This is a genomic window from uncultured Pseudacidovorax sp. (assembly GCF_913773995.1).
Classification (GTDB): domain Bacteria; phylum Pseudomonadota; class Gammaproteobacteria; order Burkholderiales; family Burkholderiaceae_C; genus Xenophilus.
In genome coordinates this window covers 1-7,043 of the sequence record NZ_CAJYES010000154.1, presented here as the reverse complement: position 1 = coordinate 7,043, position 7,043 = coordinate 1, and the positions used below count along the sequence as shown (strand labels likewise).

7 protein-coding genes are annotated in these 7,043 nt (G+C 70.2%); all 7 read right to left on the bottom strand.

Going from position 1 to position 7,043, the window contains the following annotated elements:
- On the bottom strand, positions 1–278 hold a 278-nt coding region (locus QZ772_RS14585), incomplete at its 3' end, for a DUF6285 domain-containing protein (RefSeq protein ID WP_295527571.1).
- The gene (locus QZ772_RS14580) at positions 275–1,294 is read right to left on the bottom strand and encodes a phosphotransferase family protein (RefSeq protein ID WP_295527568.1); all 1,020 of its coding nucleotides are present in this window, start codon (positions 1,292–1,294) and stop codon (positions 275–277) included. The genes QZ772_RS14580 and QZ772_RS14585, both read right to left, overlap by 4 nt.
- Positions 1,294–2,919: an acyl-CoA synthetase gene (locus QZ772_RS14575; RefSeq protein WP_295527573.1), complete on the bottom strand. Its 1,626-nt coding sequence runs from the start codon at positions 2,917–2,919 to the stop codon at positions 1,294–1,296. The genes QZ772_RS14580 and QZ772_RS14575 overlap by 1 nt, the downstream gene beginning before the upstream one ends.
- Positions 2,885–4,021 carry an acyl-CoA dehydrogenase gene (locus QZ772_RS14570; RefSeq protein ID WP_295527565.1) on the bottom strand — a complete coding sequence of 379 codons (1,137 nt, stop codon included), beginning with the start codon at positions 4,019–4,021 and terminating at the stop codon, positions 2,885–2,887. Before QZ772_RS14570 ends, QZ772_RS14575 begins: the two co-directional genes overlap by 35 nt.
- Positions 4,022–4,034: 13 nt before the next feature.
- On the bottom strand, positions 4,035–5,198 hold the full coding sequence (locus QZ772_RS14565) for an acyl-CoA dehydrogenase family protein (protein ID WP_295527564.1): 1,164 nt from the start codon (positions 5,196–5,198) through the stop codon (positions 4,035–4,037).
- Between the two features lie 152 nt (positions 5,199–5,350).
- Positions 5,351–6,511 (bottom strand): acyl-CoA dehydrogenase family protein, encoded by a 1,161-nt coding sequence (locus QZ772_RS14560; RefSeq protein ID WP_295527561.1) that lies wholly within the window; start codon positions 6,509–6,511, stop codon positions 5,351–5,353.
- A 48-nt stretch (positions 6,512–6,559) separates the two neighbouring features.
- The gene (locus tag QZ772_RS14555; RefSeq protein WP_295527558.1) at positions 6,560–6,991 is read right to left on the bottom strand and encodes an OB-fold domain-containing protein; all 432 of its coding nucleotides are present in this window, start codon (positions 6,989–6,991) and stop codon (positions 6,560–6,562) included.
- Between the last annotated feature and the right edge of the window lie 52 nt (positions 6,992–7,043).

Sequence of the window (7,043 nt, the reverse complement as noted above, 5' to 3'; positions counted from 1 at the left end):
TGCGCCTGCTCGTCCGCATCCGCGTCCGCAACACCCCCCAGCAGCGCGATCAGGCTGGCACGCGACCGCGCGTCCGCCGCCGGGCCCAGGCGCAGCTCCCGGGCCACCAGCCGAAGGACGTTGACGCACACCCGCAGCTGGAAGGCGTGATAGCCCTCCATCGACGGGCGCAGTTCGAGGTCGAGGTAGTCGGCGGCGGCGTCCAGCAGCACCTCGGCCGGCGGCACCCGTGCGGGCAGGGGGTGTCCTTCGGCCTCGCCCGGCCTGGGCGCATTCACGGACTCACCTCCGGCGGTGCGACCAGGTTCAGGAAGTCCCACAGCGGCTCCTCCATGCGACGGCCGATGGCGGCCAGTTCCAGGCTGGCGACGCGGCCATCGGGGCGCTTCTGGCTGCCGCGACGGGCGCAGGCGATGGCCCACTTGAGGTTGGCGAAGGCTTCCCAGAAGCGGACCCGCAGCGGATCGACGCGCTGGCCAGAGGCCGACTCGTAGGCGGCATAGAGCGCCTCGCGCGCGCCGAAGCCGCCCACCTCGCCAGCCCCGCCGAAGCGCCAGGTGCGCATGCACAGCACACCCAGGTCCTGCATGGGGTCGCCGATGCGGGCGATCTCCCAGTCCAGCACGCAGCGCACGCCCTCCGGCCCGACGACGAGGTTGCCGGTGCGGAAGTCGGCATGTACCAGCGCCGGCGGCACCGGCGGCGGCAGGTGGCGACCGATCCAGGCCACGGCATGGTCGAGCGCCGCATGGCGCACGCCGCAGCCATCGAGCAGCGCGCGGTAGGCCGCCAGCTCCTGCGCGGGCGTCAGGCCCTGCAGGAAGCTCAGCCCGACCGTGGGCGTGCGGTGGATCGTGGCGAGGATCTCGCCGCACTGGGTGGCCATGCGGCCACGGGCGGCGGCGAAGGCCTCGTCGCGCAGGATGCGTCGGCCCAGCGTCTCGCCCGCCACGCGGCCCGTGACGTAGCCCTCGCCCAGGCCGTCTCCGGGCCCGAGCACCGCCTCCACCACGGGCGCAGGCGTTCCGGCAGCGCGGGCGGCCTGCATCAGTGCGGCCTCCTGGGGGCCGTTGAGCTTGGGGACTGCGCCCGCAGCGGCGTCGCGTGCGGGTGTCTGCTGCAGGATCAGCGGCCGCGGCGACTCGCCTGGCGTGATCCAGTCGAAGGCCCAGGTGGCCTTGGTGCCGCCGGCGGTCAGGCGCTGCAGACCCCGCACCTCGCCGGGCGAGCCGAAGCGGCGCGCCAGCACCGGGCCCAGGGCGGCGGCGACCTCGTCGCTCGGCGAGGCGGCCATCAGATCTGCCGACCGGTGTTCTGCCAGAACGGGTCGCGCAGCCTGCGCTTGAAGATCTTGCCGCTGTCCTCACGCGGCAGGGCGGCATGGAAGTCGATGCGCCGCGGCACCTTGTAGCGGGCCAGGCGCGCTTCCAGGTAGTGGCGGATGTCCGCCTCCGTCAGCTGCGCGCCGGGCTCGCGCTCCACGGCCGCGGCCAGCGATTCGCCGAAGTCCTCGTCCGGAATGCCGAAGACGGCGCAGTCGTGCACGCCCGGGCACTGGGCCAGCACCATCTCGATCTCGGCCGGGTACACGTTGGTGCCGCCGAAGATCACCATGTCCGAGCGTCGGTCGCACAGGTACAGCCGGCCGTCCTTGAGGTAGCCGACATCCCCCACGCTGATCAGGCCGTCTCGCTCGACGCCCTGGCGTTTGGCATTGTTGTTCAGGTAGGTGAAGTCGGGATAGGCGGACACGCGCATGTAGATCTCGCCGATCTCGCCCTCGGGCACCGGACGGCCGTCCTCGCCGTAGAAGGCGATGCGGGTGCCGGGGGTGGGCACACCCACCGAGCCCGGATGGTCGAGCCAGTCCTGCGGCGTGGCGAGGGTGGCGGTGCCGACCTCAGTGCCGCCGTAGGTCTCGTAGACCACCGGCCCCCACCAGTCCATCAGGGCCTGCTTGACCTCACGCGGGCAGGGCGCGCCGGTGTGCGTGACCCACTGCAGCGAGCCCACGTCGTAGCGCGCACGCACCTCCGCCGGCAGCTTGAGCAGACGCACGAACATGGTGGGCACCATCACCGCATGGGTGATGCGGTGCCGGGCAATCAGTGCCAGCGTCTCTTCGGCGTCGAACTTGGACTGCATCACCAGCAACTCCGCTGCACCGAAGGCCTGGCGGCCGTAGGCATTGGGCGAAGCGTGGTACAGCGGCCCGGTGATCAGCGCCCGCACGCCGGGCACGAGGCCGTACACCCGCTCGATGATCTCCCGATAGGCCTGCGCCTGCTCGGACGTGGAGGGATGGCGCCGCACGCCCTTGGGATGCCCGGTGGTGCCCGAGGTGTAGATCATGGTGGCGCGGCTCGGCCGCGGCGGCGCGTCCCAGGGCGCGAAGCCTTCGCACCATTGCGGCCAGAGCACGTCGTCCGGCGCGGGCCGGGCCCGCGCCGCATCGACGCCATAGCGCGCCAGTACCTGCCGCGGCGTGGGCACCACGCGCACCACCAGCCCCGCCGGCAGGCGGTCGCGCAGCGGCGCCAGCAGGTCGGCATGGGCCACCAGCACCTTGGGGCGGGCGTCCTCCAGGATGTAGAGCAGTTCCTCGGCCTTGCCGTGCCAGTTCAGCGGCACCGCATAGGCACCGAGGGCGGCCGCCGCCTGCTGCACTTCGAAGAAGGCGAAGTCGTTGCGCAGCAGCAGGGCGACGCAGTCGCCCTCGACCACGCCCAGTTCCGCCAGGCCGGTGGCGGCGCGGCGGGCTTGCAGTTGCACCTGCGACCGGGACACGCCCTGGTCATCCAGATAGATCATGGCTTCGTTCATGGCCGTCTTGCCTGCTCGTTGTCTCTCGTTGTCTCTGCGGGGGTCGCGCAGCCGGTGCCCGTCATGCGGCGAGCATGGATGCCAGCCGCGCAGCATGGGCACCACTGTCGCCGAACAACTGGTCCATCACATGGATGCGGCGCAGGCAGTGGCCGACGGCGTATTCCTCGGTCATGCCGATGCCCCCGTGCAACTGGATGGCGCCATGCGCCACCTCGCGCGCATGGCGGCCGATGCACAGCTTGGCGCGGTGCAGGTCCAGGCCCGCATCGTCGCCATCGGGCAGATCGACCGCGACCGCGGCGGCCATGGCCATGCTGCGGGCCATCTCCAGGTCCACGCGCATCTCGGCCACGCGGTGGCGCAGCGCCTGGTTCTCGCCGATGGCGCGGCCGAACTGCTTGCGGGTGTGCAGGTAGTCGACCGCGAGCCGGTTGGCCGTTTCGGCCGCGCCCAGCATGTCGGCGCAGGCCAGGGCCGTGCCCATGGCGACCGCACCGTCGATGGCACGGCCCCCCGCGTCGCCCTCGGCCGGATCGGCCAGGGGACGGGCGGGCACGCCCGCCAGCCGCAGTTCGGCGGCCGGTGTGTCGTCGACCAGGCGATGGCGCCGCCACTGCAGGCCCGGCGCACCGGCATCGACGAGGAAGAGCGCGCGGCCGGCGGGTTCGTTCGACGTGCCGCCGGTGCGCGCGCTGACCACGACATGGCCGGCCAGGTCCGCTCCGAGCACATGGACCTTGGCGCCATCGAGCACCCAGCCCCCGCCGCGTTGCGTGGCGCGGGTCTCGATCCAGCAGGGCGCGTGGCGGCCGGCGGTCTCGTCGTGGGCCCAGGCCATGCGCGTGGTGCCATCGGCCAGGGCGGGCAGTTGCTCGGCGCACAGCGCCTCGTCCGCGCCCAGGCGCAGGGCCGTCGCAGCCAGGACCTGCGGCAGCAGCGGCTCCAGGCACAGGGCACCGGCCAGGGCCTGCATCACGGGCAGCAAGGCACGGGCGCCACCATCGAAGCCCCCGTGGGCCGATGGCACCGCCAGCGCCGTGACGCCCAGCTCGGCCAGGTGCTGCCAGGTCTGCGGATCGTGCCCGCCCTCGCTGGCGGCATGGGCGCGCCGCTGCTCGAAGCCATAGCGTTCGGCCATCAGGCGCGCCAGGCTGTCCTGCAGCGCACGCTGCTCGTCATCGAGTTCGAAATTCATCGGGTTCCCTGTCTCATCCCAGGATGGCCTTGGCCAGGATGTCCTTCTGCACTTCGCTGGTGCCGCCATAGATGCTGGCGGCACGCGAGTAGAAGTAGCGTGGCACCAGCGGGCCGTGTACGAGCTCTTCGTCGCCGTCGCGCCGCTCCAGGCCGGCCGGGCCGGCGAGCCGCGCCAGCAGCGCGTTCGTGGCCTGCTGCAGCGCCACGCCCTTGAGCTTGAGCACCGAGGCGAAGGCCGGCAGCGCCTGCTGCTCGGAGGCAGTGAGCAGGAAGCGGTAGTTGGTCAGCTCGAGCGCGCGGATCTCCGCATCCAGCGCCGCCATCTCGGCGCGCAGACCGGCGTCGTCGATCAGCCGCCCGCCCTGCGGCAGCGCACGGCCGGCCATCTCGCGCGCAAGGTCGAGCCGCTCCCGGCACAGCCCCACGTTGGCGATGCCGGTGCGCTCGTTGCCGAGCAGGAACTTGGCGCATTCCCAGCCTTTGTTCTCCTCGCCCACCAGGTTGCCCCCGGGCACCTGAACGTCGTCGAAGAAGACCTCGTTGAGGTGATTCCCGCCGTCGATGGAGTGGATGGGGCGGATGGTGATGCCGGGCGACTTCAGGTCGATCAGCAGGAAGGAGATGCCCGCCTGCTTGCGCGCCTCGGGGTCGGTGCGCACCAGCGCGAACACCCAGTCGGCGAGGTGAGCAGTGGTGGTCCAGATCTTCTGCCCGTTGACCACGTAGTGATCGCCGCGGCGTTCGGCCCGGGTGCGCAGCGAAGCCAGGTCCGATCCGGCACCCGGCTCCGAGAAGCCCTGGCAGAACCACAGGTCGAGGTTGGCAAGCCGCGGCAGGAAATGGTCGCACTGTGCCGGCGTGCCGAACTTCATCAGCACCGGCCCGAGCATGGTGAGGTTGAACACCTGCGGCAGCGGTGCGGGCGCACGGTAGAGCTCGTCCATGAGGATCAGGCGCTCCATCTGCCCCAGCTCCGCACCGCCGTAGCGCGCCGGCCAGTGCGGCGCGGCCCAGCCACGCTCGTTGAGGATGCGCTGCCACGTCACGGTGTCCTGCTTGCGCGGCGGATGCCCGGCGCGAAGGCGCGCCCGGATGTCCGCCGGCAGACGCTCGTCGATGAAGGCCCGTACCTCGGCACGGAAGGCGCGCTGCGCCGGCGTGAACTCCAGATCCATCTCGTCCTCTCGGGTGTCTCCAGCTTCGGAAGCTGGCGGCGCATTTATTATGGTTGAACCAATATCAATGAGCAACGACATTCAGGATTCGATGGTCTGGCTACCCATGAAAAAAGGGGCTTTCGCCCCCCTGCTGCATGACTGTGGCCCTATCAGCCCAAATCCATCTGCTTGGCCAGGATGTTGCGCTGGATCTCGTTGGTGCCGCCGCCGATGGGCCCAACGCGCGAGTCGCGGAAGAACATCTGCATGTCGTACTCCATCGAATAGCCCGCGCCGCCCATGATCTGCATGCCGATGTCGGCGCACTTGAAGTTGTTGTCGGTGGCGACGATCTTGGCGATGGAGGCCTCGGTCACCGCCGGCGTGCCCGAGTCCAGCACGTCGGCCGCGCGGTAGACCATCTGGCGGGCCGTCTCGGACAGGATCAGCATGTCGGCCAGCTTGTGCTGGATCACCTGGAACTGCGAGATGGGCTGGCCGAACTGCACGCGGTCCTTGGCATAGTCGCGGGCATATTCGGTGATCTTGAAGCAGTGGCCGGCCGAGATGGCGGCCAGGCCCAGCCGCTCCAGGCCCAGGCAGCTCATGATGTTCTTCCAGGCACGGCCTTCGCCGCCGAAGAGGTTCTGCGCCGGCACGCGAACGTTCTCGAAGAACACTTCGTTGGCATGCGAGGTGCGGCGGCCCAGCATCTGCAGCGGCCGCACCGTCACGCCGGGCGCCTTGGCGTCGACCAGCAGCGTGCTGATGCCCTGGTGGCGGTTGGCGCCATCGCGGTCGGTGCGGGTGATAACCACGAAGTAGTCCGCCACGTGGCCGCAGGTGATCCACACCTTGTTGCCGTTGAGGATGTAGTCGTCGCCGTCTCGCTGCGCGAAGGTCTTGACGCCGGCGACATCCGAGCCGGTGCCGGGCTCGGACATGCACAGCGCCAGCTTGGCCTTGCCCGCGATGATGCGCGGCACCAGGTCCTTCTTCATCTCGGGCGAGCCGAACTTGGCGATGTGCATGCCCGCATACACGGCCGAGGTGGTGATGGCCTGGGCGATGCCGGTGTAGTGGTAGCCCATGGCCTCCAGGAAGATGGCGATGTCGCGGTAGGAGCCGCCGGTTCCACCCAGTTCTTCGGGATAGAAGAGGCCGATGTAGCCGGCATCGGCCAGCGCCTCATAGGCTTCGAGCGGAAACTCGCGCGCCTCGTCCATCTTGCGGATCTTCTCCCAGGGCAGATGGCGACCCAGCAGGTCGAGCACGCCCTCGCGCATCATGCGCTGGTCGTCGGTGAGGCCGGTGGTGTTGAACAAGCTCATGGCTTTCTTTCTCCTGTGTTCGATTGGGGTTGACGATGAAGGCCGTGCTCAGCCGAGCGGGCGCGCCGCGAACAGCGGACCGTCCCGGTACTGCAGCACCACCATCTCCATGGCCTGGCCGATGGCCAGCGGTCGCTGCGGGTCCTCGACCAGGCGGCAGGCCAGGCGCAGGCCATCGTCGAGGTCGACGATGCCGCAGGCATAGGGCGCCTCGGCCGCGAACACCGCGGGCGCGGCATGGATGCGCGTCCACGAGTAAAGCGTGCCGGTGCGGCCCAGCGGGGTCCATGCCACATCGGTGGACCAGCAGTGCGGGCACACCGGCTTGGGCGGAAAGGTCTGGCGCTCGCAGGCCTTGCAGCGCGTGCTCATCCAGCGGCCTTCGCGCAGTGCCTGCCAGAAGGTGGTGGTGAACGCCGATTCGCGCGGCGGGTAGGCACGGTCCTCGGGGACGGCGAGTTGGGGCAGCGGCGGCGTCATTGCACGGCCTCCATGACGTGGATGAGGGCGGCGTTGTAGTTGCCCAGTTCGC

What these genes read in the sequence shown, in the direction of transcription:
- QZ772_RS14580 (WP_295527568.1), bottom strand. Translation starts at nt 1,294, where the DNA reads ATGGCCGCCTCGCCGAGCGACGAGGTCGCCGCCGCCCTGGGCCCGGTG.
- QZ772_RS14575 (WP_295527573.1), bottom strand. Translation starts at nt 2,919, where the DNA reads ATGCTGCGCGGCTGGCATCCATGCTCGCCGCATGACGGGCACCGGCTG.
- QZ772_RS14570 (WP_295527565.1), bottom strand. Translation starts at nt 4,021, where the DNA reads ATGAATTTCGAACTCGATGACGAGCAGCGTGCGCTGCAGGACAGCCTG.
- QZ772_RS14565 (WP_295527564.1), bottom strand. Translation starts at nt 5,198, where the DNA reads ATGGATCTGGAGTTCACGCCGGCGCAGCGCGCCTTCCGTGCCGAGGTA.
- QZ772_RS14560 (WP_295527561.1), bottom strand. Translation starts at nt 6,511, where the DNA reads ATGAGCTTGTTCAACACCACCGGCCTCACCGACGACCAGCGCATGATG.
- QZ772_RS14555 (WP_295527558.1), bottom strand. Translation starts at nt 6,991, where the DNA reads ATGACGCCGCCGCTGCCCCAACTCGCCGTCCCCGAGGACCGTGCCTAC.